This window comes from Xanthomonas campestris pv. campestris str. ATCC 33913 (assembly GCF_000007145.1).
Taxonomy (GTDB): domain Bacteria; phylum Pseudomonadota; class Gammaproteobacteria; order Xanthomonadales; family Xanthomonadaceae; genus Xanthomonas; species Xanthomonas campestris.
In genome coordinates, this window is sequence record NC_003902.1 from 4,631,128 (window position 1) to 4,655,698 (window position 24,571).

At 65.4% G+C, this 24,571-nt stretch carries 21 protein-coding genes, 2 other RNA genes and 1 pseudogene; 13 read left to right on the forward strand and 11 right to left on the reverse strand.

What is annotated here, in order from left to right:
- The first annotated feature begins 63 nt into the window (after nucleotides 1-63).
- The 4 genes from XCC_RS20215 to XCC_RS20230 all read left to right on the forward strand — a co-directional run bounded on the left by XCC_RS20215 (nucleotide 64) and on the right by XCC_RS20230 (nucleotide 4,099).
- On the forward strand, nucleotides 64-795 hold the full coding sequence (locus XCC_RS20215; RefSeq protein WP_011038978.1) for an HAD family hydrolase: 732 nt from the start codon (nucleotides 64-66) through the stop codon (nucleotides 793-795).
- A gap of 60 nt (nucleotides 796-855) precedes the next feature.
- Complete coding sequence (locus XCC_RS20220; protein ID WP_011038979.1) at nucleotides 856-2,226, forward strand: leucyl aminopeptidase family protein; 1,371 nt, start codon at nucleotides 856-858, stop codon at nucleotides 2,224-2,226.
- 242 nt (nucleotides 2,227-2,468) lie between these two features.
- Entirely contained in the window at nucleotides 2,469-3,560 is a 1,092-nt protein-coding gene (locus XCC_RS20225) for a catalase family peroxidase (RefSeq protein WP_011038980.1), read from the forward strand.
- Nucleotides 3,557-4,099, forward strand: coding sequence for a cytochrome b (locus XCC_RS20230; RefSeq protein WP_011038981.1), 543 nt, complete (start codon nucleotides 3,557-3,559; stop codon nucleotides 4,097-4,099). The genes XCC_RS20225 and XCC_RS20230 overlap by 4 nt, the downstream gene beginning before the upstream one ends.
- Before the next feature lie 35 nt (nucleotides 4,100-4,134).
- Here the strand turns inward: XCC_RS20230 and XCC_RS20235 are convergent, their stop codons facing one another.
- The 4 genes from XCC_RS20235 to XCC_RS20250 form a co-directional block, all read right to left on the reverse strand.
- Nucleotides 4,135-5,349, reverse strand: a complete 1,215-nt coding sequence (locus tag XCC_RS20235; protein WP_011035386.1) for an IS4-like element IS1481A family transposase — start codon at nucleotides 5,347-5,349, stop codon at nucleotides 4,135-4,137.
- A gap of 256 nt (nucleotides 5,350-5,605) precedes the next feature.
- Nucleotides 5,606-6,394, reverse strand: a complete 789-nt coding sequence (locus XCC_RS20240) for a ThuA domain-containing protein (protein WP_011038982.1) — start codon at nucleotides 6,392-6,394, stop codon at nucleotides 5,606-5,608.
- A 181-nt stretch (nucleotides 6,395-6,575) separates the two neighbouring features.
- Nucleotides 6,576-7,178 carry a response regulator transcription factor gene (locus XCC_RS20245; protein ID WP_011038983.1) on the reverse strand — a complete coding sequence of 201 codons (603 nt, stop codon included), beginning with the start codon at nucleotides 7,176-7,178 and terminating at the stop codon, nucleotides 6,576-6,578.
- A gap of 88 nt (nucleotides 7,179-7,266) precedes the next feature.
- Nucleotides 7,267-8,454 (reverse strand): sensor histidine kinase, encoded by a 1,188-nt coding sequence (locus tag XCC_RS20250; RefSeq protein WP_019238070.1) that lies wholly within the window; start codon nucleotides 8,452-8,454, stop codon nucleotides 7,267-7,269.
- Nucleotides 8,455-8,845: 391 nt separating this feature from the next.
- On the opposite strand from XCC_RS20250, the gene XCC_RS20255 reads away from it, so the two are divergent.
- Nucleotides 8,846-10,084 carry an efflux RND transporter periplasmic adaptor subunit gene (locus XCC_RS20255; RefSeq protein WP_019238069.1) on the forward strand — a complete coding sequence of 413 codons (1,239 nt, stop codon included), beginning with the start codon at nucleotides 8,846-8,848 and terminating at the stop codon, nucleotides 10,082-10,084.
- Nucleotides 10,085-10,114: 30 nt separating this feature from the next.
- Here XCC_RS20255 and XCC_RS20260 read toward each other — a convergent pair.
- Nucleotides 10,115-10,188, reverse strand: a non-coding RNA gene (locus XCC_RS20260) — sX9 sRNA.
- A gap of 342 nt (nucleotides 10,189-10,530) precedes the next feature.
- Here XCC_RS20260 and XCC_RS20265 point away from each other — a divergent pair.
- From XCC_RS20265 to XCC_RS20280, 4 genes are all read left to right on the forward strand, one after another.
- Nucleotides 10,531-11,220, forward strand: a complete 690-nt coding sequence (locus XCC_RS20265) for an ABC transporter ATP-binding protein (protein WP_011038986.1) — start codon at nucleotides 10,531-10,533, stop codon at nucleotides 11,218-11,220.
- A 12-nt stretch (nucleotides 11,221-11,232) separates the two neighbouring features.
- Nucleotides 11,233-12,393 (forward strand): ABC transporter permease, encoded by a 1,161-nt coding sequence (locus XCC_RS20270; RefSeq protein WP_011038987.1) that lies wholly within the window; start codon nucleotides 11,233-11,235, stop codon nucleotides 12,391-12,393.
- Nucleotides 12,394-12,406: 13 nt separating this feature from the next.
- The gene (locus XCC_RS20275) at nucleotides 12,407-13,726 is read left to right on the forward strand and encodes an ABC transporter permease (RefSeq protein WP_012439496.1); all 1,320 of its coding nucleotides are present in this window, start codon (nucleotides 12,407-12,409) and stop codon (nucleotides 13,724-13,726) included.
- Between the two features lie 196 nt (nucleotides 13,727-13,922).
- The gene (locus tag XCC_RS20280) at nucleotides 13,923-15,044 is read left to right on the forward strand and encodes an alpha/beta hydrolase family protein (protein ID WP_011038989.1); all 1,122 of its coding nucleotides are present in this window, start codon (nucleotides 13,923-13,925) and stop codon (nucleotides 15,042-15,044) included.
- Nucleotides 15,045-15,198: 154 nt separating this feature from the next.
- Here XCC_RS20280 and rarD read toward each other — a convergent pair whose 3' ends face one another.
- Together rarD and yedA are read right to left on the reverse strand one after the other, a co-directional pair.
- Nucleotides 15,199-16,107 (reverse strand): EamA family transporter RarD, encoded by a 909-nt coding sequence (gene rarD, locus XCC_RS20285; RefSeq protein WP_011038990.1) that lies wholly within the window; start codon nucleotides 16,105-16,107, stop codon nucleotides 15,199-15,201.
- Nucleotides 16,104-17,006 carry a drug/metabolite exporter YedA gene (gene yedA / locus XCC_RS20290; RefSeq protein WP_011038991.1) on the reverse strand — a complete coding sequence of 301 codons (903 nt, stop codon included), beginning with the start codon at nucleotides 17,004-17,006 and terminating at the stop codon, nucleotides 16,104-16,106. The genes rarD and yedA overlap by 4 nt, the downstream gene beginning before the upstream one ends.
- A 122-nt stretch (nucleotides 17,007-17,128) precedes the next feature.
- Here yedA and XCC_RS20295 point away from each other — a divergent pair.
- The 4 genes and pseudogenes from XCC_RS20295 to XCC_RS20310 form a co-directional block, all read left to right on the forward strand.
- Nucleotides 17,129-17,538, forward strand: a pseudogene (locus tag XCC_RS20295) (Rap1a/Tai family immunity protein); the annotation flags it as partial.
- 86 nt (nucleotides 17,539-17,624) lie between these two features.
- Nucleotides 17,625-17,701: non-coding RNA, sX9 sRNA (locus XCC_RS20300), on the forward strand.
- Between the two features lie 271 nt (nucleotides 17,702-17,972).
- A complete protein-coding gene (locus tag XCC_RS20305; RefSeq protein WP_011038993.1) occupies nucleotides 17,973-18,578 on the forward strand; it encodes a hypothetical protein in 606 nt (201 codons plus the stop codon).
- A complete protein-coding gene (locus XCC_RS20310) occupies nucleotides 18,559-19,203 on the forward strand; it encodes a hypothetical protein (protein ID WP_228422657.1) in 645 nt (214 codons plus the stop codon). The genes XCC_RS20305 and XCC_RS20310 overlap by 20 nt, the downstream gene beginning before the upstream one ends.
- A gap of 411 nt (nucleotides 19,204-19,614) precedes the next feature.
- On the opposite strand, the gene XCC_RS20315 is transcribed toward XCC_RS20310, so the two are convergent.
- The 4 genes from XCC_RS20315 to XCC_RS20330 all read right to left on the reverse strand — a co-directional run bounded on the left by XCC_RS20315 (nucleotide 19,615) and on the right by XCC_RS20330 (nucleotide 24,529).
- Nucleotides 19,615-19,737, reverse strand: a complete 123-nt coding sequence (locus tag XCC_RS20315) for a hypothetical protein (protein ID WP_019238067.1) — start codon at nucleotides 19,735-19,737, stop codon at nucleotides 19,615-19,617.
- Nucleotides 19,738-20,394: 657 nt separating this feature from the next.
- The gene (locus XCC_RS20320; RefSeq protein WP_043877841.1) at nucleotides 20,395-22,047 is read right to left on the reverse strand and encodes a M28 family metallopeptidase; all 1,653 of its coding nucleotides are present in this window, start codon (nucleotides 22,045-22,047) and stop codon (nucleotides 20,395-20,397) included.
- A 164-nt stretch (nucleotides 22,048-22,211) separates the two neighbouring features.
- Nucleotides 22,212-23,156: an MBL fold metallo-hydrolase gene (locus XCC_RS20325; RefSeq protein WP_043877842.1), complete on the reverse strand. Its 945-nt coding sequence runs from the start codon at nucleotides 23,154-23,156 to the stop codon at nucleotides 22,212-22,214.
- 83 nt (nucleotides 23,157-23,239) lie between these two features.
- Complete coding sequence (locus tag XCC_RS20330; protein WP_029629069.1) at nucleotides 23,240-24,529, reverse strand: tryptophan--tRNA ligase; 1,290 nt, start codon at nucleotides 24,527-24,529, stop codon at nucleotides 23,240-23,242.
- Between the last annotated feature and the right edge of the window lie 42 nt (nucleotides 24,530-24,571).

Sequence of the window (24,571 nt, forward strand, 5' to 3'; positions counted from 1 at the left end):
CAGTGGCTGCGCTCTACCCATTCTCGATTCCCGACTCCCCATTCCCGGCATTACAATCTCGCGATGAGTTTCCAAATCAGCGCCATCACCATCGACCTCGACGACACGTTGTGGCCCTTCGCTCCGATCGGTGCGCGCATCGATCAAGTGTTGTACGACTGGATGCGCGAGCACAGCCCGGTCACCGCAGCGCGGTTCCCGGTGGAGGCGATGCGCGAGTTGCGTGAGCGCAGCTTTGCCGACAACCCGCACCTGCATCACGACCTGAGCGCGCTGCGCAGGCTCACGCTGGAGATGGCCTTGCGCGACAGCGGCGGCGATCTGGCGTTGCTGGAGCCGGCGTATGAAGTGTTCTATGCCGCGCGCAATCAGGTGGAATGCTATCCGGATGCGCTCGATGCCTTGGCACGCATCGCCGCGCACGTGCCGGTGGCCGCGCTGAGCAACGGCAATGCCGATCTGGAACGCATCGGCCTGATGCACCATTTCGCTTTCCAGCTTGGCTCGCGCGAACACGGCAGCGCAAAACCCGACCCGAGCATCTTCCTGGCCGCATGCGCGCGCCTGCAGGCGCCGCCCGCACAGGTGCTGCATGTGGGCGACCACGTGCGCATGGATGTGCTGGGCGCGCTCGATGCCGGCCTGCGCGCGTGCTGGATCAACCGCGAGCAGGCGCAGTGGTCGCACCCCACCCAGCAGCCGGACCTGGAGTTCGACAGCCTGACCGGCCTGGCCGATTGGCTGGACGTGCACCACACACCGGCGGCGCACGCTGGCGTGTGCGTGCCCGGCTAAACCCGGCGCCTTCTTTCCGCAGCTTTCGCGCGGCATGCCGCGCTGCATTCGAGGATTCCCATGTCGCACCTCACCGGTTTCACCGACCCCAGCGCGGCGGCGTTGCCGCTGCATGTCCTCGACCGCGAAGGGTTTGCCAGCTGGTGTGCCGACCAGCCCACCCAGGTGCTGGCATGGGCGCAGGCGCAACGCTTCGACGCCGCACCCGGCAGCGTGCTGCTGCTGCCCGGTGAGCAGGGCCTGGCCGGTGCGGTGCTGGGCATTGGTGACCGCGCTGACGCGTATGCGTATGCGCATGCGCCGATGGCGCTGCCGCCGGCCAGCCGCTGGATGCTGGCCACGCCGTTGAACGAAGCCGAACAGGCGCTGCTGCAGCTGGGCTGGGGCTTGGGGGCCTACCGTTTTGCACGCTACCGCAAGGTGCCGCGTGCGCCGGCCGAACTGGCCGCCGCGCCGTCTGCGCATACCCGCGCGCTGATCGAGGCCTGCCTGCAGGTGCGCGACTGGGTCAATACACCCACCGAAGACATGGGCCCGCAGCATCTGGAAGACGCCGCACGCGCCTTGGCGCAGACGCACGGCGCACAGGTCGAGGCGATTGTCGGCGAGCAGTTGCTGACGCAGAACTTCCCCACCATCCATGCAGTGGGCCGTGCCTCGCACCGGGCGCCGCGGTTGATCGTGCTGCGCTGGGGCAAGCCGGAACACCCGCACCTGATGCTGGTCGGCAAGGGCGTGTGCTTCGACACCGGTGGGCTGGACCTGAAACCGGCCGACGGCATGCGCAACATGAAAAAAGACATGGGCGGCGCCGCGCATGCACTGGCGCTGGCCGGGCTGGTGATGGCGCAGCAGCTGCCGGTGCAGCTGACGTTGCTGATTCCGGCGGTGGAAAACGCCGTGGGCCCGGATGCATTCCGTCCTGGCGAAGTGATCATCACCCGCGCCGGCGTGAGCGTGGAAGTGGACAACACCGATGCCGAAGGCCGCCTGGTGCTGTGCGATGCGCTCAGCTACGCCAGCGAGCAACGCCCGGACCTGATCCTGGATTTCGCCACGCTCACCGGCGCGGCGCGCATTGCGCTGGGCCCGGACCTGCCGGCGCTGTTCGCCAACGACGAAGCAGTGGCGCAGGCCTGGTTGGGCGCTGGCGAACGCACCCGCGACCCGGTCTGGCGCATGCCCTTGTGGCGCCCGTACCTGCGGTATCTCAACAGCCATGTCGCCGACATGGCCAATGCCGGCTCGCGCATGGCCGGCGCGGTGACCGCGGCGCTGTATCTGGAACGCTTTATCGCCCCGGGCCTGGCGTGGGCGCATCTGGACGTCTACGCCTGGAACGACAGCGACCGCCCCGGCCGCCCCGCCGGCGGCGAAGCACTGGCGTTGCGCTCGGCCTTTGCGATGCTGCAGCAGCGTTACGGCGGCTGAGGCACACGGCCGGCGCGGCGCGCGCCCGGCATCGTCGGATACCGCGCTGAGACGTCCGGGACGCAGTGCGGGCGCATGCGTTGCAAGCGCCGGTCACACCGGCACTTGCCCGCGCGTTGCCAACATCACACGCTACAAGCAGCGCCCTGCGGATGATGCGGCGCAGGCGTCCTCTGCCGCGGCGACTGCGCGGCCAACCCGGGCGACCGCCACATCACCTCTCGCATCACCCGGAGCCAGCCATGTCGTTGCCACCTCCCTCGCCACACCGCGCACGCAGCCCTGTGGTGCCCTTGCTGGGTATCGCAGCGATTGCCGGCGGCATCGCCATCGCGTTCGCCTGGACCGCCGGCTGGATTGGCGGCGACCGGCTGACCGCCGCACGCATGACCGACACCATCGAATCCAGCGGGCCGCCGCATCCGGGCTTCCGGCGTGCGCATACCAAGGGCGTGTGCGTGAGCGGGCAGTTCCAGTCCAGCGGCAAGGCCACCTGGGTGTCGTCAGCACGCATTTTCAGCCAGGCCAGCACACCGGTATTGGGCCGCATGTCGATTGGCGGCGGCGACCCGCATGGTGCCGACGGTGCGGCCCGCGTGCGCAGCATGGCGCTGCAACTGCGCAGCGATGACGGGCAGGAATGGCGCACCGCCATGAACAGCTTTCCGTTCTTCGTGGTGGCCACCCCGGCCGGCTTTCAGGCGCTCAACGTCGCCTCCAAGCCCGACCCGGCCACAGGCAAACCCGATCCGGCCAAGCTGGCGGCGTTCGGCAAGCAGTACCCGGAGGCGGCCAAATTCCAGCAGTGGGCCAAGACCGCGCCGTGGTCGGACAGCTGGGCGAATACCCAATACAACGGCGTCAACGCCTTCCGCGCGGTGGCCGCCGATGGCCGCGAGCGCTACATCCGCTGGTCGATGCGCCCGCACACGCCGTTCAAGGGCTTGAGTGCGGAACAACGCGCACAGGCCGATGGCGATTTTCTGGCCACCGATCTGGATGCGCGCCTGGCGCAGGGGCCGTTGCGCTGGGACATGGTGCTGACCGTCGCCGAGCCCGGCGACCCGGTGGATGACCCCTCCCAGCCATGGCCGGCGAGCCGCCGCCAGATCGTGGCCGGCACGTTGTCGCTCGACCATGCGCAGCCGCAGGCCAGCGGCCCATGCCGCGATCTCAACTACGACCCGCTGATCCTGCCCAAGGGCATTGCCGCCTCCAACGACCCGATCCTGGCGGCGCGCTCGTCGGTGTATTCGCAATCGTTCAATCGACGCGAGCGCGAGATCGCCAGCGGTAAAGGCGGCGCCGCCACCGGCCAGGGAGCCCACCCATGAGCAGCCGTACCCACTTCAATCTGCCCGCACGCGTGCTGCATTGGCTGATGGCCGCGATGATCCTGACCATGCTGTTCGTCGGCGTGGGCATGGTGGCCTCAGTGACGCAGCGGCCGTGGTTGATCGACCTGCATCGCCCGCTGGGCATCGCCATTTTGATTCTCGCCGTGCTGCGGTTGATCAACCGCCTGCGCAACCGCCCGCCGCCGCTGCCCTCCGATCTGCCGGCCTGGCAGAAGGCGGCAGCCATCGCCTCGCACTGGCTGTTGTACGCCTTGATGCTGGGCATGCCGCTGATCGGTTGGGCAATGCTGTCGGCCGGCGCGTATCCCATCGTGTTGTGGCCGGGCGCGCAGTTACCGCCAATCGCACCGCATGACCCGGCGCTCTATGCCTGGCTGCGCAGTGCGCATGGCTGGCTGGCGTATCTGTTGTTCGCCACCGTGCTGGGGCATCTGAGCGCGGCGCTGTTCCATGCCTGGGTACGCCGCGATGGCGTGTTTTCCAGCATGGCGCGCGGGGAGCGGTCCGCGCGTTGATGGATGGGGGCTGGGCTCTAAGGTATCCCCACGTTTTACACCGTAAGCGTCATCTGCTCGCGCACTGCCGCAGGCAGTGCGCGCAAGCGCCCTATCCACCGTGAGACGGGTTCCATCGGCCACTGCCTGACCAGCGCTTCTCGGCCGATGCGTAGCGTGGAGTAAAGCTTGCGTGTGCTGTTGCGAGGAGACAGCCACTGGGCGATACCGGTCGCTTCGCATCCCAGCCCCGCCAACCAGCTGGCGAATGCAGCCAACGTATTGATCAGCAGCAGGATCTGCAGTCGCTCGCCGCGTCGGGTCAAACTGTCTTCCAGCGCCTGGCCGTAGCGATGTGATTTCAGATCGCGAAATGCAAGCTCGATCTGCATCCGTCGTGCGTACACATTGACCAACTGCTTTGCGCTGGGCGCCTGCAGCTGCGGGGATGCAACGATGAGCCAAGGCTCGCGCTCGCGCGCTGCGGCCTTCAGACTCGATGACGCACGCGAGACTTTGGCGGGTGAGCGGCGATTGCACTGTTTGCGCCCTTGCCGTGCCTTGGCGTAAATCACCAACCTGCAATCGAGTGGATCGCTGCGATTGGCCTGCATCGGCGGTAACTCGCATGCACGATTGGACGCCAACACATGCAGTTTCCGGCTGTCGATCCACTGATCTGCTTCATCCCGCACGTCCTGCGGCTTGACTTGCGTGCGCCCGCGCAGTCGCCCAACCCAACACCAGCCCATGGCCGATACAGCGCGGAACCACGGTGTCCGGAAGCCGGCGTCAGTGACCAGGATCGGGCGAACATCGTCCGGAACCAGTGCCCTCAGTTGTTGCAAGAAGCGTCTTTCTGCACCAGGCGATCCCTGCTGCTTTCCTGGCACTACCATGTCCAGCAAGGTAAGCGTGCGGCCGCCCACCGGCACCGCTGCGCGCAGCAGACACCACGATTTGTCTGGCTTCAGATCGCTCCAGTCGATGACGATTACCGGCTGCGCGCCGCGCAGCAGCCAGTGCGCCATCTCGTGGTCGATCACTGATCGCTCGACCTGCAAATTGCGATTACTCAACAGGCGATCAACTGCCTTGAGCGGCGCGCGCACCCGCAGTGCGCTCGGCCACGAACGTGCGATGTCCATCAGTGTCAGCCTGCGTCCGTGCAACAACGCCTCGACCGCATGCAGCAACGCGCGTTCGCGCAACGCATGCATCCCGGACAGTGAGTTGGGCAGGCACTTCTGCAATACTTCGCTGGCGCGCATGGTCGTCAACCTTCTCTGGCTTAGTCACCTTGAAGATTGCGCCATGCGCGCACTTTCTTCCAGGCAATTACGTCGCAAGTGATTGATTTGCCAGGAGGAAATGTGGGGAAACCTCAGGGCTGGGCTCCCTTCTCCCGCCGGGAGAAGATGCTCCGCAGGGGCGGATGCGGGTACGGGCGAAGCATCGGGTTCGCCGCCGTCTGGAGTGGCTTTGCCGCGTACCCTCTCCCCAACCCCTCTCCCGACGGGAGAGGGGCTAGCGCTGGCGTTTTGTCTTGGCCTCTGGCGCGGATGCGTCGATGCCCTTGCCCGTCGCGGCCCAGTAAATCCCGCCGTACAGATGCTCCAGATAGCGCGGGTCGTTGTAGGCCTCGGCCAGATGGCCCAATGCCGTGGCGAAGACGCGGCCGCCTTCGAAGCGGTGGTACCACGCCACCGGGTGCTGCCTGCCCATGCCCTTGGCGACCTGGCCGGGCCAGATCAGCGTGGGGTCGTAGCTGGATTCGTCCACCGTCATCAGCGTCACTAACTCATCGCTGTAAGGCGGGTCGTATTCGTACCACTCATCGGTCCACACCCAGCGCGCAGGCAAGCCGGCCGTGGCGGGGAAATTGGCGTCCACCACATCCACCATGGCGGTCTGCATGTACGGATGGGTGCGGAACGACCGCCCGATCAAATGGTCGTACCACTCCCAGTCGCCGCGCTTGATCGCAAACGCCTTGTGCACGGCAACCACACCGCCGCCGTTACGCACGTACTTCTGAAAGTTGGCGCGCTGGGTGGGATCCAGATCGGTGGCCGGTGTGTTGAGCAACACGATCACCGCGTACTGCGACAGATCGCCATCGAAGGCCTTGGCATTCCAGGCCCACACCAGTTCGACGTAATGCTTGCGCGCCATCGCTTCGAACTGCGGCTTGGCGACGGGAATGTAGTCGTGGTGATATTGGTTGGGAATGGCCGCCACCAGAATCTTGAATTGCTCGGCAGATGCGTTGAATGCACACGCCAATAGCAAACCCAACAGCCACAGATGTTTCATGCAATGCGCTCGCGTTGATCACCCATCAACGAGTGTACCTGCGCACGCGTGGCATGCCTTTCCCTGCGTTTTGGAATAGGTGTCCATGCGTGTCCTGCACTGTGGATGTCACCGCAATACATCGCGCGTGCAACCGCGGAACATCGCGCATGCCGTGCACGCGTATCAGCGCATCACTTGCTCACAACCAGCCTTTTTGCCGCGCCAGGCGATACGCTTCGATGCGATTGGCCACGCCCAGTTTGCCGATGCATTCGGACAGGTAATTGCGCACGGTGCCGTGCGACAACTGCAGCTGTTGTGCGATCTCGCTGGCCGAGCGGCCTTCGCCGGCCAGCCGCAATACGGTGCGCTCGCGCTCGCTCAAGGGGTCGGCTTCCACCCAGGCGTCCATTGCCAGTTGCGGGTCGATCACGCGCCCGCCGCGCTGCACCGTGCGCAAGGCGCTCACCAGTTGTTCGGCCGGCGCATCCTTGAGCAGGTAGCCGGCCACGCCGGCATCCAGGGCGCGGCGCAAGAATCCGGGGCGTGCAAAGGTGGTCACGATGATCACGCGCACCGGCAACGCCTGCCGCTGGATGCGCTGCGCCAGCTCCAGGCCGGTGAGCACCGGCATCTCGATGTCGGTGACCAGCACGTCCGGCTGCAGGCGTTGCAGCTCGCGCCAGGCGCTTTCGCCATCGGCGACGCTGCCGACCACCGTGATGTCGTCTTCCAGGCCGAGCAAGGCCACCAGCGCACCGCGCAGCAAGGCTTGGTCTTCGGCCAACAGGACACGGATCATCGGTCGCGCTCGCATGCATGCAACGGCTGCGCACGATAGCAGCCGCACGCCTGGCGTGTATGCGACACGCGCACCGACCGATGCGCCGTCAGTGCGACTGTGGCATCAGCGGCACCGGCAGCGGCGGAGTGGCCGGCGCCAGCGTGGGGCGCGGCAGCGGCACGCTGGCACGCAAGCGCATGCCACGCGGCAGCGCTTCCACATCCAGTGCACCGCCCAGGCCTTGCAGGCGCGTACGCATGCCGTCCAGGCCGTTGCCGGGCACGATCACGCCACCGCGCCCGTCGTCGGTGATTTCCAGCACCGCATGCGCGTCCTGTGCCTGCAGGCGGACCCGCACGCGTTTGGCCTGCGCATGGCGCTGCACATTGGTCGCGGCCTCGCGCACCACCAGCGCGAGCGCGGTCTCGTGTTCGGGTGGCAAGGCCAGCGTTTCCAGGTGCTGCTCCAGCACGATGCCGTCCAGGTCCAGCAACACCCGCGCCGAGGCCAGTTCGGCCACCAGCCCGGCCGCACGGATGCCGGTGACCGCGCGCCGCACCTGCGCCAGCGCATCACGCGAGATCTGCGCCACCGCATCGATCTCGCTGCGCGCCGCCTGCGGGTCGCGCTCGATCAGGCGCGCGGCCAGATCCGACTTGAGTGCCACCAGCGACAAGGTGTGCCCGAGCAGATCGTGCAGATCGCGGCCAATGCGCTCGCGCTCGGCAGTGGCGGCCAGCCGCCGCACTTCATCCTGTGACAGCCGCAGCAGCATGTCCTTGCGCTCGTTGACGCTGTACACCGCGCCGACCGCCGCCATGCCCAGCACCGAGACCGGCAACCACACCAGCGATTGCCAGCCCAGCCCCAGCCAGCGCGCCCAGCCCAGGTACAGCAGGTTCATCAGCACCAGCATGCCGAAGTGCCGCCACAACGCGTGCCGGGTGGAGGGGCGCAGGCTCAGGCAGGCAAACACGAAATAGCTGATGCCGGAGGAATACACCGGCAGCAAGACCGCGCTGAGCACGCCCATGGCCCAGGCGTAGCGATACAACTGGCCGCGCGGGGCGAGCAGCATGCGCGCGTACAACAGCAGGAACACCGGATACGAGAGCAGCGTGCACAGCAGCCAGGTGGCATCGTAGCCACGCGAAGAAAACACCGGCACCACAAAGATCCAGGCCGACCACAGCAGGTGTACGCAATCCATCCAGGGCGACTGCCCTTGCGCAAGGCGTGCGCTGACCTGCGAATTGGCGGCGGGGCGTAACCAGGCAGGAAGCGGAAAGCGCATCTGGATGAGTCCGGTGAGGAAGCTGGAGTCTGCCACTGTGGCGCGCGCAGTGGACTGGAACAGTTGAGCACGCAGCCGGTCTGTAAGGCACGGCCCGCTTGTCGCGTGCGCCAGTGCGTACACCTGCGATGCGACGGGCGCAGCGCTGGCACCGCATGCCTGGCGAACGCGACAGCCTGGCACGCACCCAGCATTGCGTACTGCCACCGCTGCGCCCAGTTGCCGCTGTCATGTGCGGCGGGTGACAGCTGTCACTGGCGGGCACGATGCGGCAGTTGCATGCTGCGCGGCACCCCACCCCGTTGGTCGCCTTCGTATTGGTGACTTCCGGCAGCTTGCGGCACGGCGCCCGGCCGGTCACATTTCGCGCAGCACCCCGTCACGGTCAACGATGAACACTTCCGCCGATCTGCTCAAGCAACTCCGTATCGACCGCCAGACCCCGCCACCGGCCCCGTCCCGGCGTGGGCTGTGGATCGGCCTGGCCATCGTGCTCGTCGTCATCGTTGCCGCCGCGTTGTGGTGGTTCAACCGGCGCCAGGTCATCGAAGTGCAGACCGCACCGGTGGTGGCGATCAGCGCCGGCAGCAGCAGCGCCTCGGTGCTGGATGCTTCCGGTTATGTGGTGGCACGACGCATGGCCACCGTGTCGGCGCAGGTCACCGGCAAGGTGCGCGAGGTGATGATCGAAGAAGGCATGCGCGTGGAAGAAGGCCAGGTGATGGCCACGCTCGATCCGCTGGACGCCGACGCGCAACGCACCTTGTCCGCCTCGCAACTGTCGGCCGCACGCAGCCAGGTGGACAACATGCAGGCGCAGCTGGCGGTGGCCAATGCCGATGCCTCGCGTCTGCAATCGCTGGTAGGGGCGCAACTGGTCTCGCGCTCGCAGTACGAACAGGCCACCGCGCAGCGCGATGCCTTGCGTGCGCAGCTGCAGAATGCGCAGCGCAATGTGCAGGTAGCCTCCAATCAACTGGCGATCTCGGCGATCCGCTCGGACTTCAACGTGGTGCGCGCGCCGTTTGCCGGTGTGGTTACTGCCAAGGCGGCGCAGCCGGGCGAAATCGTCTCGCCGCTTTCGGCCGGCGGCGGCTTCACCCGTACCGGTATCGGCACCATCGTCGACATGGAATCGCTGGAAATCGAGGTGGAAGTGGGCGAGTCCTACATCGGCCGGGTGCAGCCGAAGATGCCGGTCGAAGCGGTGCTCAATGCCTACCCGGAATGGAAGATTCCCGGCGAGGTGATCGCCATCATCCCCACCGCCGATCGCGGCAAGGCCACGGTGAAGGTGCGCGTGGCATTGAAGGTCAAGGACCCACGCATCGTGCCGGAAATGGGCGTGCGAGTGAGCTTTTTGGAACCGGCCAAACCGCAGGAAGCGGCCACGCCGCAAGGCGTGCGCGTGCCCGCCGCCGCGCTGGTGGAGCGCGATGGCGCCACGGTTGCCTTCGTGGTCGATGCGGAAAACCGCGTGCAGGCGCACACCGTCACCACCGGCGTCACCCTGGGCGAGGACAGGCAGGTCAGCAAGGGCCTCGCCGCCGGCGACAGCGTGGTGTTGCAGCCGCCGGCGCAGTTGAAAGATGGCGACACGGTGGTCGAGGCGGCCGCCGAGAGCGAGTGATGCACGCGATGGCGCCTTTGCACTAAGAGCGGCTAACAAAACGTAGCGAGCAGCCGTCAGGTGGGTGCGGACGGCGCGGAGGAACCGGAGTGTACGGGGGACATGCCGATTCCGATCACCGGCCGCGCCCGCCTGGCGGCTGCGCAGTCGTTTTGATAGCTGCTCTAAGCAGACGCAACCTGATTGCAGCGCAGCGCTGCGGCGTTTGTCGAAATCAGCAGCTGCCGAACGTCGTGTGCTGTGTGTCTTGCTGTGTCGTGCCCGCTGTTGAATTGCTGGAGCCCGCTGTGTGTGGCCGTGTTTGCCGTTGTCGCGCTGCATCGAGGCCGCTGTGCGGAATAGCGGCCGGCTGCTGCCCGTAGCCGCGGTGTTGCACCGTCGTCCTGCCATGCGTTGTCGCTTTGCCTTGCCGTTCCATTCCCGCCATTGCCCCGTCAGGAACCGTCATGACCGCCCTTGTCACCCTGCGCAACATCACCAAGACCTACCAACGCGGCCCGGAAAAAGTGCAGGTGCTGCACGGCATCGACATGGAAATTGCCCGCGGCGATTTCGTCGCCATGATGGGGCCCTCCGGCTCCGGCAAGACCACCCTGCTCAACCTGATCGGCGGGCTGGACACACCCAGCGGCGGCGAGATCGAGATCGAAGGCGAGCGCATCGACCGCATGAGTGGCGGCCAGCTCGCCACCTGGCGCAGCCATCATGTCGGCTTCGTATTCCAGTTCTACAACCTGATGCCGATGCTCACCGCGCAGAAGAACGTGGAGCTGCCGTTGCTGCTCACCTCGCTCAACGCCGCACAACGCAAGCGCAATGCGGAAATCGCCCTGACCCTGGTCGGCCTGCAGGAACGCCGCAACCACAAGCCCAGCGAATTGTCCGGCGGCCAACAGCAGCGCGTGGCGATTGCACGCGCGATCGTGTCCGACCCCACCTTCCTGATCTGCGACGAACCCACCGGCGATCTGGACCGCCACAACGCCGAGGAAATCCTGCGCCTGCTGCAGGAACTCAACCGCGAACACGGCAAGACCATCGTCATGGTCACCCACGACCCGAAGGCCGCCGAATACGCCACCCACACCATCCACCTGGACAAGGGTGAGCTGGCCGACGCGCCACTCGCGCTGTAAAGGAGCGCTGCCATGAAGTATCTCTCGCTGGTGTGGGCGCAACTGTTCCGCAGCAAGACGCGCACCTTGCTGACACTGCTGTCGGTGGTGGCGGCGTTCCTGTTGTTCGGCATGCTCGATTCGGTGCGCGTGGCGTTTACCTCCGGTGGCAACGTCAGCGGCGTGGACCGGTTGGTGGTGGCCTCGCGGCTGTCGATCACCCAATCGCTGCCGATCCGCCTGGAAAACCAGATTCGCAGCGTGCCGGGCGTGCGCGATGTGACCTCGGCGATGTGGTTCGGCGGCATCTACCAGGACCCGAAGAATTTCTTCCCGAACTTTTCGGTGGCGCCGAACTTCTTCGATGTCTACAGCGAATACCAGCTACCCAAGGACCAGCTCAAGGCCTTCCAGACCACGCGCACCGGCGCGGTGGTCGGCGAGTCGCTGGCCAAGCAATTCGGCTGGAAGATCGGCGACACCATTCCACTGCAGGCCACCATCTTCCCGCGCAGCGGTAGCAACGATTGGCCGCTGCAACTGGTCGGTATCTTCCGCATGAAGGACCGCACCGTGGCAGCCAACCAGGAACGCCAGTTGATGATGAACTGGAAATATTTCGACGAATCCAACGACTACATCAAGAACCAGGTGAGCTGGTACACGGTGACCTTGCGCAGTGCCGACCAGGCCTCGCGCGTGGCGTTGGCGATCGACGCGTTGTCGGCCAACTCCGATCATGAAACCAAGTCGCAGACCGAATCGGCGTTCCAGCAGGCCTTTCTCAAGCAGTTCGCCGACATCGGTTTGATCGTCACCTCGATCATGGCCGCGGTGTTCTTCACCTTGCTGCTGCTGACCGGCAACACCATGGCGCAGGCGGTGCGCGAGCGCATTCCGGAACTGGCCACGCTCAAGACGCTGGGATTCCAGGACCGCACCGTGCTGACGTTGGTGATGGTCGAATCGGTGTTGCTGATTGGCCTGGGCGGGTTGATCGGCATGGGGCTGTCGGCGTTGGTGATTCCGATGGTGGCCACGCGCAGCGGTGGCCTGATGCCGACACAGACGGTGCCGCTGCAGACCTGGTTGGTCGGCCTGGGCCTGATGGCCGGGATCGGCATCGTGGTGGGTGTGCTGCCGGCGTTACGCGCGCAGCGCTTGAAGATCGTCGATGCCCTCGCCGGCCGCTGACAGGAGCACGCAGATGCAAAGCAAATGGAAGAACCGTCTGGTCAATCTGCTGTCGGTGGTGCTGCTGGCAATCGGCCTGGCTGCGTGGATCGCCTTGCCATGGACGTTGTTGCTGCCGATCGCCGCGCTGTTGGCGGTGTGGTTGGTGGTCACACGCAGCGGCCGGCTGTCGCTGGCGGCGGCACGCATCGGCATTGCGACGTTGCCGCAACGCTGGGGCTCCAGCTCGGTGATCGTGGTCGGCATCGCCGGTGTGGTCGGGGTGCTGGTGGCGATGCTGGCGATGGGCCAGGGCTTCCAGGCCACGCTCAACAACACCGGCGACGACAGCACCGCCATTGTGCTGCGCGGCGGCTCGCAAGCGGAGACCAACTCGGTGATCACCCGCGATCTGGTGCCGTTGATCAGCAACCTGCCCGGCATTGCGACCGATGCCAACGGGCGCCCGCTGCTGTCGCCGGAATTGGCGCAGGTGGTCAACATCGCCTCCAAATCCGATGGCACCGACGTCAACGCGCAATTGCGCGGGGTGGGCGAACAGGCCTGGGCGGTGCACACCAAGGTCAAGCTGGTGCAGGGCCGCCACTTCACGCCCGGCCTGCGCGAGATCGTGGTCGGCAAGGGCGCGTTGAATCAGTTCCGCGGGCTGGAACTGGGCAAGACGCTCACCCTGGGCAGCCAACAGTGGACGGTGGTGGGCGTATTCGCGTCCGGCGATGCGCACGACTCGGAGATGTGGACCGACGCGCAGACCCTGGCCACCACCTACAACCGCAGCGCGTATCAGTCGATCACCGCGCGCACCGCCGGCAAACCGGGATTTGCGCAGTTCAAGGCCGCCATGGCGGCCGATCCACGGCTCAAGCTGGATGTGGACACCACCCGCGCGTACTACGGCAAGCAGGGCGGCGGCTTGAACAAGTTGATCAGCATCCTGGGCACGGTGATCGGCGCGATCATGGCGGTGGGCGCGGTGTTTGGTGCGCTCAACACCATGTATGCCGCCGTGGCCACGCGGGCGCGCGAGATCGCCACCATGCGCGCGATCGGCTTCCGCGGGGTGCCGGTGATCATGGCGCTGATGCTGGAAACCATGCTGCTCGCCCTGCTCGGCGGCCTGCTGGGCGGGCTGATCGCTTGGGCAGTGTTCAACGGCTACACCGTCTCCACGCTGGGCAACAACTTCAGCCAGGTGGTGTTCCAGTTCAAGGTGTCGCCGGAGCTGCTGTGGAGCGGGCTGAAATGGGCGCTGGGCATTGGGCTGGTGGGCGGGCTGTTCCCGGCATTGCGCGCGGCGCGCTTGCCGATCACCACGGCATTGCGCGAGGTGTGAGGCGGGCGGCTGTCCGCCGGGAGTGGGGAATGGGGATTGGGGATTGGGGATTGGGAATGCATGACAGCCAGGGCAAACCATCTGGCTGCGGCTGAACGCCGGGCGGGCTGTCATCGTTTTGTCACCGCACTGCGGTAGATGCGCGCGCCAGGCAGGCCGTAGTCTGCCCGGCCGCTTCGCCCTTCGATGCATTGCCATGACGCGCCTGCTCCTGCTGGCCTGCGCCTGCCTTTGGCTGGCCGGCTGTTCCTCGTCCTCCACCTCGCTGAGCGAGCGCCTGGTCGCGCCCGGCGGCACCTCGCCGTTGCTGGACGAAGAACGCATTGCCGCCACCATCGCCAGCGTGCCCAGCCGCAGCGGGCACGTGGTCACCCGCGACCAGGTGCCGATCTTCTGGCGCGCGATCGACCCGGGCCAGTACGCCATGCGCTACCGCTACCGCGGCCAGCGGCATGACCCGGCGCATGCGCTGGACGTGGATTTCAGCTTCACCGCGCCCACCGCGGCCGCGCCGGCCACACCGCGCGGCACCGTGGTGCTGCTGCACGGCTGGATGATGGATGGCGATTCGCTGCTGCCGTGGTCGTTGGAGTTGGCGCAGGCCGGCTACCGCGTGGTCACCATCGACCTGCGCAACCACGGCCATTCCGGCGGTGGCCCGTCCGGCTACGGCACGCGCGAGTCCGACGACGTCATCGACGTGATCAATGCACTGCAGCCGCGCGGCGAGATCCAGGGCCCGCTGTATCTGTTCGGGATTTCCTACGGCGCGGCCACCGCGCTGTTCACCGCCGACAAACTGGGCGACCGCGTGGCCGGCGTGGTGGCCATGGAATCCTTCGCCAATGCCGGGCGCGGCATTCGCGACATGGTGCCGCACCTGCTCGCCAGCCAGCCCAACGGCTGGCGCGGGCAGGCGGTGGCGGCATATGCGCGCTGGCGCTACGGCGGCCAGGACATCGATGCGGTGATTGCCGCGGCAGACACGCAATTGCAGCTGGATCTGGACCATGTCGACGTCACTCAGGCATTGGCCGCCACACGCAGCTGCGTGCTGCTGTTGCATGGCGATGCCGATCAGCACATTCCGGTGGCGCATGGCCGTGCCCTCGCCCTGGCCAGCCCGCGCGCGCACTACCTCGAGCTGCACGACGAAGACCATCTGAGCCTGCCGTTGCGCCTGGACCTGCTGGCGCAGCCGATCGATGCCTGGCTGGCGCAAACGCAACAGGACCGCGGCACTTGCCCGGCCCCGCAGGCGCTGCCGGCCTCCACACTTGCTGTCGCGGCGGCGGCTGCAACGCCGCCGCGTAGCTGATCGCAGGGCAGGCCGTCGCTTCAGAGCACTGCGCGGGCGCTCGCAAGCGCGCGTAGCGAAACCAGATAGCACATCGAGTCCCGCACGCAGGTACATCAAGCACGCGACCACATTCCGCGCGCACTCTCACACCTGCATGCCTCACGCGTTGCGCTCAGCGCGACGCCGCAGGCCTGCGCGCACGCCACACGCTGTCGCCGACAAACAACAACAAGCCCAGCCAGATCGCGGCAAATCCAATCGCACGGCCCGGGTCGAACGGCTCATGGAAGAACCACACGCCCAGCAGCAGCTGCAGACTCGGCGCGATGTATTGCAGGATGCCCACCAGCGACAGCGGAATACGCCGCACACCGTAGGCGAACCCGATCAACGGCAAGGCCGTGACCACGCCGCCGAAGATCAGCATCGCATCGGTGCCCAGGCTCCAGCTGCCGATAAAACCGCCGCCGTGGCCGTATTCGCCCCAGCCAACCAGCAGCAGTGCCGGCACGAACAGATACACGCTTTCCACGCCCAGGCCGGCCACCGGATCCACCGCCACCAGTTTGCGCAGCAAGCCATACAACCCGAACGAACTCGCCAGCCCCAACGCGATCCACGGCGGCGCGCCCGCATCCAGCGTCAGCCACAGCACGCCCAGCGCCGCGCATGCCACCGCCACCCATTGCAGACGCCGCAAGCGCTCCTTCAACACCACCACGCCCAGCAGCACGCTCAGCAGCGGGTTGATGAAGTAGCCCAGGCTGCTCTCGATCACATGCCCGGCGTTGATTGCCCAGATATACAGGCCCCAGTTGAAGGCAATCGCCACGCTGCTGCCGGCCAGCATCGCCAGCGCGCGCGGCTGCGCGGCGATCGTGCGCCACCAGCGCAAGCCGGAGGTGGCCACCAGCCACGCCACCACCAGCAGCGCACTCCAGACGATGCGATGGCCAATGATCTGCAGCGACGGCACCGCCTTGAGCACATGCCAGTACAGCGGAATCACGCCCCACAACACGAAGGTGGACGCGGTGATCAACAAACCGCGGCGCGCTTCGACCGGCGACACCGCGCTCATCGGCGCGCCTTGGCAAGCGTCACCACCAGCACGCCGCACAGGATCACCGCCATTGCGCCGATATCGTGCGCACTGAAACGTTCGTGGCCAAGCCAGGCGCCCAGGCTCACCGCAATCACCGGGTTGACGTACGCATAGCTGCCGGCCAGCGCCGGGCGCACGTGATGCAACAGCCACACGTACGCTGTGAACGCCACGATCGAGCCGAACACGCACAGGTAGGCCACCGCCAGCAGGCCCTGCGTGGTGGGCCAGGCGTGCGGGCGTTCGCCCAGCAACAGGCCGGTGCTCACCAGCAACACGCCGCCGCACAGCATCTGCCCGGCGGCGGTCATGAACGGGGTCGGCAGATCACGCCCGCGCGACCACACCGAGCCGAATGCCCAGCCGATCGGCGCGATCAGCAACAACACCAGCCCGCCCGGCGTGGCGGTCAGGCTGCTGCCGGCATTGAGCCAGACCACGCCAAGAAATCCGATCACGATGCCCAGCCATTCGCCGCGGCTGGCGTGCTGGCCGCGCAACGCGCCGAACAAGGCCATCCACAACGGCACCGATGCCACCGCGGTCGCCGCCAGGCCCGACGACACGCTGCGCTCGGCCAGCACCACCATGCCGTTGCCCAACAGCAACAGCGCCGCGCCCATGAACGCCACATTCTTCCATTGCGCAGGCGTCGGTGCGGCCACGCCACGCCAGCGCAGCACCGCATACAACAGCGTGCCGGCAACGATGAAGCGCGCGCCGGACACCATCGTCAGCGGTTGCGCGCCGCCGGCCAGGGCGAAGCGGATCACCAGGTACGTCGAGCCCCACACCACGTAGACCAGCAGCAGCGCGAGAACGACCAACCCGTTGCGCGCAGGCGCAGGCGCGGCAGCGTTGTGAGAGGAAGACATCGGACAGGCCAAGTGCAGCGGAAGCTTCAATTCTAGAGCACCTGCACACGCCCTCGTGCCGCATGCGCTCGCCTGCCGCGCACGTTATGGTGCCTACCGACTCTCATCACGATGGAATGCTTATGCAGCGTCGCATCACCTTGCTGGCTCTGGCCGCCCTGAGCCTGCTCTCCACCACTGCAGCGGCGCGCACGCCCGAGCCTGGGAACTCACCGGGCAGACGCTGATCGATGCCGGACTGGACGGTTCGCTGGCACCGGAAATCGACGCACCCGGGCAGCCCGAACTCAAGGTCATGGTCTCGGCCAGCCGCGCTGGCGCGTACGTACTCGGCGTCGCCAGCACCGGCTATCGCACCAAGTGGTGCATGCCCGCAGGCAAGGCCGGCCCGCCAGACTTGCAGGCGATCATTGCCGATCTTGCGGCGCTGCCGTTGAAGCGTCTGGAAGAGCCCGCTCCGGGCCTGATCCTGCAGGCGCTGGCCAAACGCTATCCGTGCAGCGGCGCGCGCGCCAAGGGTGCGGCGGGCAACGCGCAGCGCAATCCGGCAAGCCTTAGAACAGCTCACAAAACGACTGCGCTCACCACCAGACGGGCGTGGCCGGTGCTCGGTGCGGCATGTACCACTCGTCCATTGCGGTTCTGAACGCGCCATCCACGCCTATCTAACGACTGCTCGCTACGTTTTGTTTGGTCTTCGCGGATCAGTTTGGGTGCGATGAAAGTTTTCTCCGGTAGCGGCGGCAGGAAGGCAGGGTGGCACCGGATTTTTAGTGCGAGTTGACAGCGGTTAATATCCGCATTACGTTTTAATTATTGAGATTAGCTAATCTCGGTGCATCAATCCCGTATGCGGCACACGCCGCACCAACCGGCCATTCGACCAATCCGATGATGAAATTTCCTGGATATAGTGAATTCACACCGTGTCAGATATTTGTAATTTGATAACGCTGGAGTCGTCTCATGCGCAAATGGATGCTGCTGCTTGGAGTTGCACTCAGCTATACAGCCAGCCCGGGACATGCCCAGGTATACACGCCAACAAATCTGGGCGATTGTATCGACATCATGGCGTGGAATTCTCAACTTCTGCTTGGCCAGCTTGCTAGCCATACCAAAGGTCGCTACTACGGCAGTCCATCCCGACTAGACCCGGTATCGCTCTCAATCTACGTTGAGCCATACTCTTGCGACGCGGATGCACCAAGCTATTCCGGGGCACCGAAGACCACAGGTATCCTGGCCCATGAGCTGGGTCATTTTGCTGCGGGTATTCCCAACGTAACCCCTCCGCTCACCAAGACCGAGTACGTTGAACGCCTATGCGTGTGGGAAGCGCAAGCGGCCTCCAACAATTTCAAGGCCAGTAGCGAGATTTATCAGGCTACAGCCGGATACCTCGACGTGCCCCTGATCGCGCAGAACGCCTCCGTCATAGAACCATTGATCGCCGGTAACTCGCCGCTGATTGATATCGGCAATGCCTTTTGCGATGGCAACACTAATTCGTCCGGGAAGACGTACAGGAAATTCTATGAGGATGACTACGATGCACGCTACCCCTGGTAACGGCCCAGCCGCGCGGAAGAACGCACTTGTTATGGCTGCAGTTGTGATCGCGCTGCTCATGCAGAACAGAGCATCAGCTGTGGACAAGGACCGTCCTGCTTCAACGGCTTCCACCCAGGGGCAGGCACTTAACTACATTGAAAGATTGGCAGCAACCCGAAACGCTGGAGCAGGCGTCTTGCTCGCCGAAGTGGGTGCAAATGTGTCGGTGGCATCCGCTGACAAGGCACAGGGAGGATATTTGCCGGCAAAGACAAGCACTTTCGGAAACATCCGCTTAAGTACTGCAGTAACTCCGCAATCTGACACGAACCCAACGGTACTTTTGACCTTCGAGGGCGGTTGCGTGAAGCGCGAGCAGGCACGGCAACGGTTCCAGTTCAAAGAGGTTGTGGCATCCCCTGGCCCAGAAGACTTGCATCCGGTTGTCGGTTACGGCTTCTATCTGCAGGGATCTGCCGTCTCGCTGTACTTCGACACCACGCGAAGCAACTGCCTGACTGCGGCCAGGATTGAGGCGCCATCGGCTCTGACTGAGCTGTTCCGCAAACGTGACGAGCAAACACGTCGCCTTGAGGAAAGCAAAGCCTTCAAACGTGCCCAGCAGGGACCCGCGCGTCAATAACAGCCTTCGCCGCAAGCGGTTGGGACTGCCCGAGCGCTTACGGAATGCCGCAGGGATGGTGCCGAGAATGGCCTCTCTTGCATGATATTGCGCGCTAAGGCTTGGACCACGCAGATCCGTCCTTTCTCATGATTGCGGTGCCACTACGATGGCGATCTCAATCATGTGCTGCTCAGCAATCCAACGGCACTTGGTCCCCACTGTGACCCAGCCCGGGCCGCCAAACGAACGTCTGGTACAGCGCTAAGTCGTTTCCGGCGCAGGCCCTGCTTCCAGCGCTCAAAGAACGCCCTGGCACCGCGTTCGCTGCGGTAGCTCCACAATTGGCCGAACGACCCCTTCAGCCGTACGCCGTGTTCAGGCACTTGTAGGCCGCCAGCAGCCTCGCCAGCGCCTCGCGCTCATCCAGGGTCAGGTTCTACCGGCCCGACGGCTGGGTGTAGCGCTGGCCTTGATGTAGCCACGTTCCATGCCCTGCAAGCGCTTGTACTCGTCGCGCCTGATCTGATCCGACGCATCGGACAGGTGGCGCATGATGTGAAACTTATCGACACGATGGGCGCTCCTCAGGCGTTCTGCCCACCGAGGCCCCGGAACGGGCGCCAAATATCCATCACCGCCAGCCCGATGGACGCGGATTTTTCGGCCCCAGATCGGCGAAGAACTGGCCTATGTTTGCCTCCGTGTGACCGCTGCCGCCGAACCAGATCGGCCGGCCGCGTTTCAGGTCGCTGACCACACTCGGTAGTCACGGCCCTTGTGGATAGCGATTTCGTCGATCCCGATGGCCTGTGGTGCATGCATCCCGGCCCGACGCACCTGCTCGGTCATGCAAGCTCACGATCCGAACCTTCGGATCGCCGAACACACCCGTGAGCGTGCTCGGCGCCACAAAGACGGAGAAGGAGAACAGATCACCTAGGGTGCGGCCAGATTTCATGCCTGAATCTACTCCCTCAAGTCGGTACAAGGCGCGTCACCTTTACATCGCAACAAAGTGCTTACTTCCAAGGACCGAGGCTGCATCAACTCGCCGAACACACCCACACGATTCCGCGATGAGCCCGTTCTGTTAGCCGCTCCTCGAGCAGGTCCGTCGGCAGCCATTCAACACCTGAGGGTTGACCGCAACACCGGGCATTCGAATTGCGCTCGGCTGGTCGACGGCGCAATGTCCGCACCACTGCGCGCTTACTTGCGCGCCGCATCACTCTTGCTGCGGATCGCCTTGAATTCCGAACCGTCCTGCCAGCTCGGCCATTGGCGGTTGTTGGCCAGCGCCACGCCCACGTCATAGGCCAGCGTGGTGTCGGCCGCATGGCCGCTGGCATCCCATTGCGGGGTCCAGCGATCGCAGGGTTGGTGATAGCACTGCGCAAAGTAGGTATCGCGCAGCGCCTTGCCGGCAGCCACACCACCGTCGAGCATGTCCAGGCCCGGGCCTGCGGTGATCGCCGGCACACCCATGCGGGCAAACGCGAAATGATCGGCGCGGTAGAAGAAGCCCGCTTCCAGATTCGGGTCCGGCGAATACGTGCGCCCACGCGCCTTGGCCGCCTGTTCCAGATCGCCCTCCAGCGAGACCCGCCCACGGCCCCACGAGGCGATGTCGCGGGTCGGGCCATTCGGGCTGAACATCTCCATGTTGAGCACCGCCACGGTCTTGTCCAACGGCGCCAGCGGATGTGCCGCGTAGTAGTTGGCACCCAGCAGGCCCTTCTCTTCGGCAGTCAACGCAATGAAGTACAGCGTGCGCTGCGGTCTGGGGCCGGCGGCGAATACGCGCGCCAGTTCCAGCACGCTGGCCACGCCGGTGGCGTTGTCCACCGCACCGCGCCGGATCGTGTCGCCGCTTGCATCGGCCTTGCCAACGCCAAACGCATCCCAGTGCGCGGAGAAGATCACCGTCTCATCCGGATGTTGGCTACCGGTGAGCTTGCCCACCACGTTGTGGGTCACCACCCGCTCGCGCTTGAGCTTGAAGTCTACCGACAGGCGCGCATCGCCCAGCGCGATCGGTGCGAAGTCGCGCTGCTGCGCACGCTGCTTGGCCTGCTCGAAATCCAGGCCGGCGCGCTGGAACAACGATTCCGCCAACGCACGCTGCATCCAGCCACGTACCGACACGTGCTGCGCGCGGGCGTCGGCATCGCTGCGTTCGATATCGAACAGCGGCGACAGGCCGGAGCTCTGCACCGTGGCCCAGCCATACGCGGCCGGCGCGGTCTCGTGCACGATCAACACACCGGCCGCGCCGCGGCGCGCGGCTTCTTCGTACTTGTAGGTCCAGCGGCCGTAGTAGGTCACCGCCTTGCCGTCGAACGCGCCCGGCTGCGGCGTATCGAAGTCGGCATCGTTGATCAGCACCACCGCGATCTTGCCGCGCAGGTCCACGCCCTTGTAGTCGTCCCACTGCCGTTCCGGCGCGCTGATGCCGTAGCCCACGAACACCAGCGGTGCATTCTTCAATGCCACCGTGTCGATCGGCCGCAGGCTCTGCAAGGTCACATCGGTGCCGTTGACCAGAGATTGGTCCTTGCCGCCCACATGCAACGTCGCGCGGACCGGCCCATCCACCTGCGCACGCACCAGCGGCACCGCCTGGGTCCACCCGCCCTGCTCGCCACCGGGCTGCACCCCTGCGGCCTTGAATTGCTCGACCAAATAATCCACGGTGCGCTGCTCGCCGGTGCTGGCCGGTGCACGCCCTTCAAAATCGTCGGACGCCAGCAGGCGCACATGCCGCGACAGCGCTTCGGCATCGATCCCGCCGCCGGGCAGATCGTTGGCGGCCTGCGCCACGCCTCCCACAAACAGGCAGGCGGACAACAGCAGGATGCGCATCGGATTCACGGCGTGGCCTTGCAACTCAAAGATGACCGACAGTTTACAAAGCGCGCGCGCAAAACCGTAGCGCTGTGTTGCTGCGTGATATGGGCAAGCGTGCTGCGCAGTGATTCGCACGCGGTTGCCGCCACTTGCAGCGCAACCACACGCCATACGCTGCCTCAGCCCGCGCGCACCGGCCGGTCCAGCCAGCAGGCCAATCCCTGCGCATTGAGTTCGATATCGGTGGCCAGCAAGTGCTCCACCGCGGCATCGTCCAATGGGCAGCCATGCTGGCGTGCGCGCTCCAGGTAGAGCGCGGTCAATGCGGCCACCAGGCAGCGATGGCGGTCGGCACGCTCGGCACAGCCGTGCGCGATCTCGGTCATCGCATGGATCTGCTGCACCAGCGCCTGCGCCAATCGCTGCGGATGGGTCACGCGACCATAGTGGGTGAGATACATCGCCTCTGGCGCCATTGCCATCAGCCGTGCGATGGACTGCAGCATGGTGTCGGGCTCGAACTGCACCGGCGATGAGGTCGGCAGGATGAAGGCGCCCTGCGCGCTATCGAGCTGGCGATACGACAAACCGAAGGTGTCGCCGGTGAACCAGCTGCGGCTGCGCGCATCCCACAGGCACAGGTGATGCCGCGCATGCCCGGGCGTGTCGATGCACTGCAACGCACGTGTACCCAACAGCAGCGTGTGCCCGTCCGGTGCCTGCACCACGCGTTCGGCCGGCACCGGCAGGATCTCGCCATAACTGCGCGCCAGCGCTTCGGCGCCATAGACGGCGGTGGCGCCGGCAATCAGACGCGCCGGATCGATCATATGCGGCGCACCGCGCGGATGCACCAGCACGCGCGCATTGGGCAGGTGCTGCAGCAAGGCACCGGCGCCGCCAGCATGATCCAGGTGCACGTGGGTCAGGATCAACCACTCCACCTGCGCCGGCGTCAGCCCGCCATGAGTCAACGCCGCCAACATGTGCGGCACCGACAGACTGGTGCCGCAATCGACAAATGCGCCGCGTTGTTCGTCGACGATCAGGTAGGCGGCATCGAAGTTCGCGCCGCCAAAGCCGGTGTCGATGGTCTGGATGCCATGCTCGACGGGTTCTGTCATGCCCACCACACGATTGCCATGCGCAGCCTCAAGTGTAGACGCGTGCGCAGCGGGCCGCTGTGGACCACGTCAAGCGGCGACAATCACGCCTCGCGCAGCGCGCGCAATGCGGCAAGCACCGGCGCCGCATCGGCGGGCAGCTGCACACCCGGCAGTTGCAGCTGGGTGGTGTCTTCGGCCTGTTTCAAGCGCGCAATCAGCTGGCCCGCCTCGCGCGGCGATGCAAAGCCATCGCTCTGCAACAGCAAGGTGCCGGCCGCGTCGTGCAACTTGAAATAGAACTGGCCATCGCTCTCGCGGTATTGCTTGAATACCGGTAATGCAGCCTTGACCGCCGTCGCCGGACCCACCGCGCTGGCCTGGCTGGACAGATCGCGCAAGCCCACCGCATCGCGCAGTTGCGCCAGCAACGGCGTGGCATAACGGGCACGCAGGCGCGCACCGCCGGCACGCAGCGTCGCCTCGATCTTGGCCGGCTCGGCCATCAATGCCTCATAGCGTGCGCGCAGCGGTGCGATCTCCAGATCGATGCGTTCGAACAGCTGCTGCTTGGCATCGGCCCAGCTGATGCCATCGGCAAAGGCCTGTGCAAACGCAGCGGTTTCCTGCGGCGTGGCGAAGGCCTGGTACAGCTGGAACAGCGCCGAGCCCTGCGTGTCCTTGGCCTCGCCCGGCGCACGCGAGTCGGTCAGGATCGAGAACACCAATTTGCGCAATTCCTCGCGCGGGGCGAACAGCGGAATGGTGTTGTTGTAGCTCTTGCTCATCTTGCGGCCATCCAGGCCCGGCAAGGTGGCCACCTGCTCATCGATCACCGCATCGGGCAGGGTGAAATAGTCCTGCCCATACACATGGTTGAAGCGCTGCGCGAAATCGCGCGCCATCTCGATGTGCTGGATCTGGTCGCGCCCCACCGGCACCTTGTGCGCATTGAAGATCAGGATATCGGCGGCCATCAGCACCGGATACATGAACAATCCGGCGGTGACTCCGGCGTCTTCGTCCTCGCCCTCGGCGCGGTTCTTGTCCATCGCCGCCTTGTAGGCATGCGCGCGGTTGAGGATGCCCTTGCCGGCCACGCAGGTCAGTAGCCACATCAATTCGGTGGTCTCCGGCACATCGGACTGGCGGTAGAACCACACCTTGTCCGGATCCAGGCCACATGCCAGCCAGCTGGCTGCGATTTCCAGCGTGGAGCGCTGCGTCCGCGCCGGGTCCTGCGCCTTGATCAGGCTGTGCAGGTCGGCCAGGAAGTAGAAGCTCTCGGCATCGGTGGCCGTGCTGGCCTGGATGGCCGGGCGGATCGCACCGACGTAGTTGCCCAGGTGCGGTGTGCCGGAGGGAGTGATGCCGGTAAGAACGCGAGTGGTCATCTGCATAGGCCAGGGAATCAGCCTGCAAGTTTAACGGTTCCG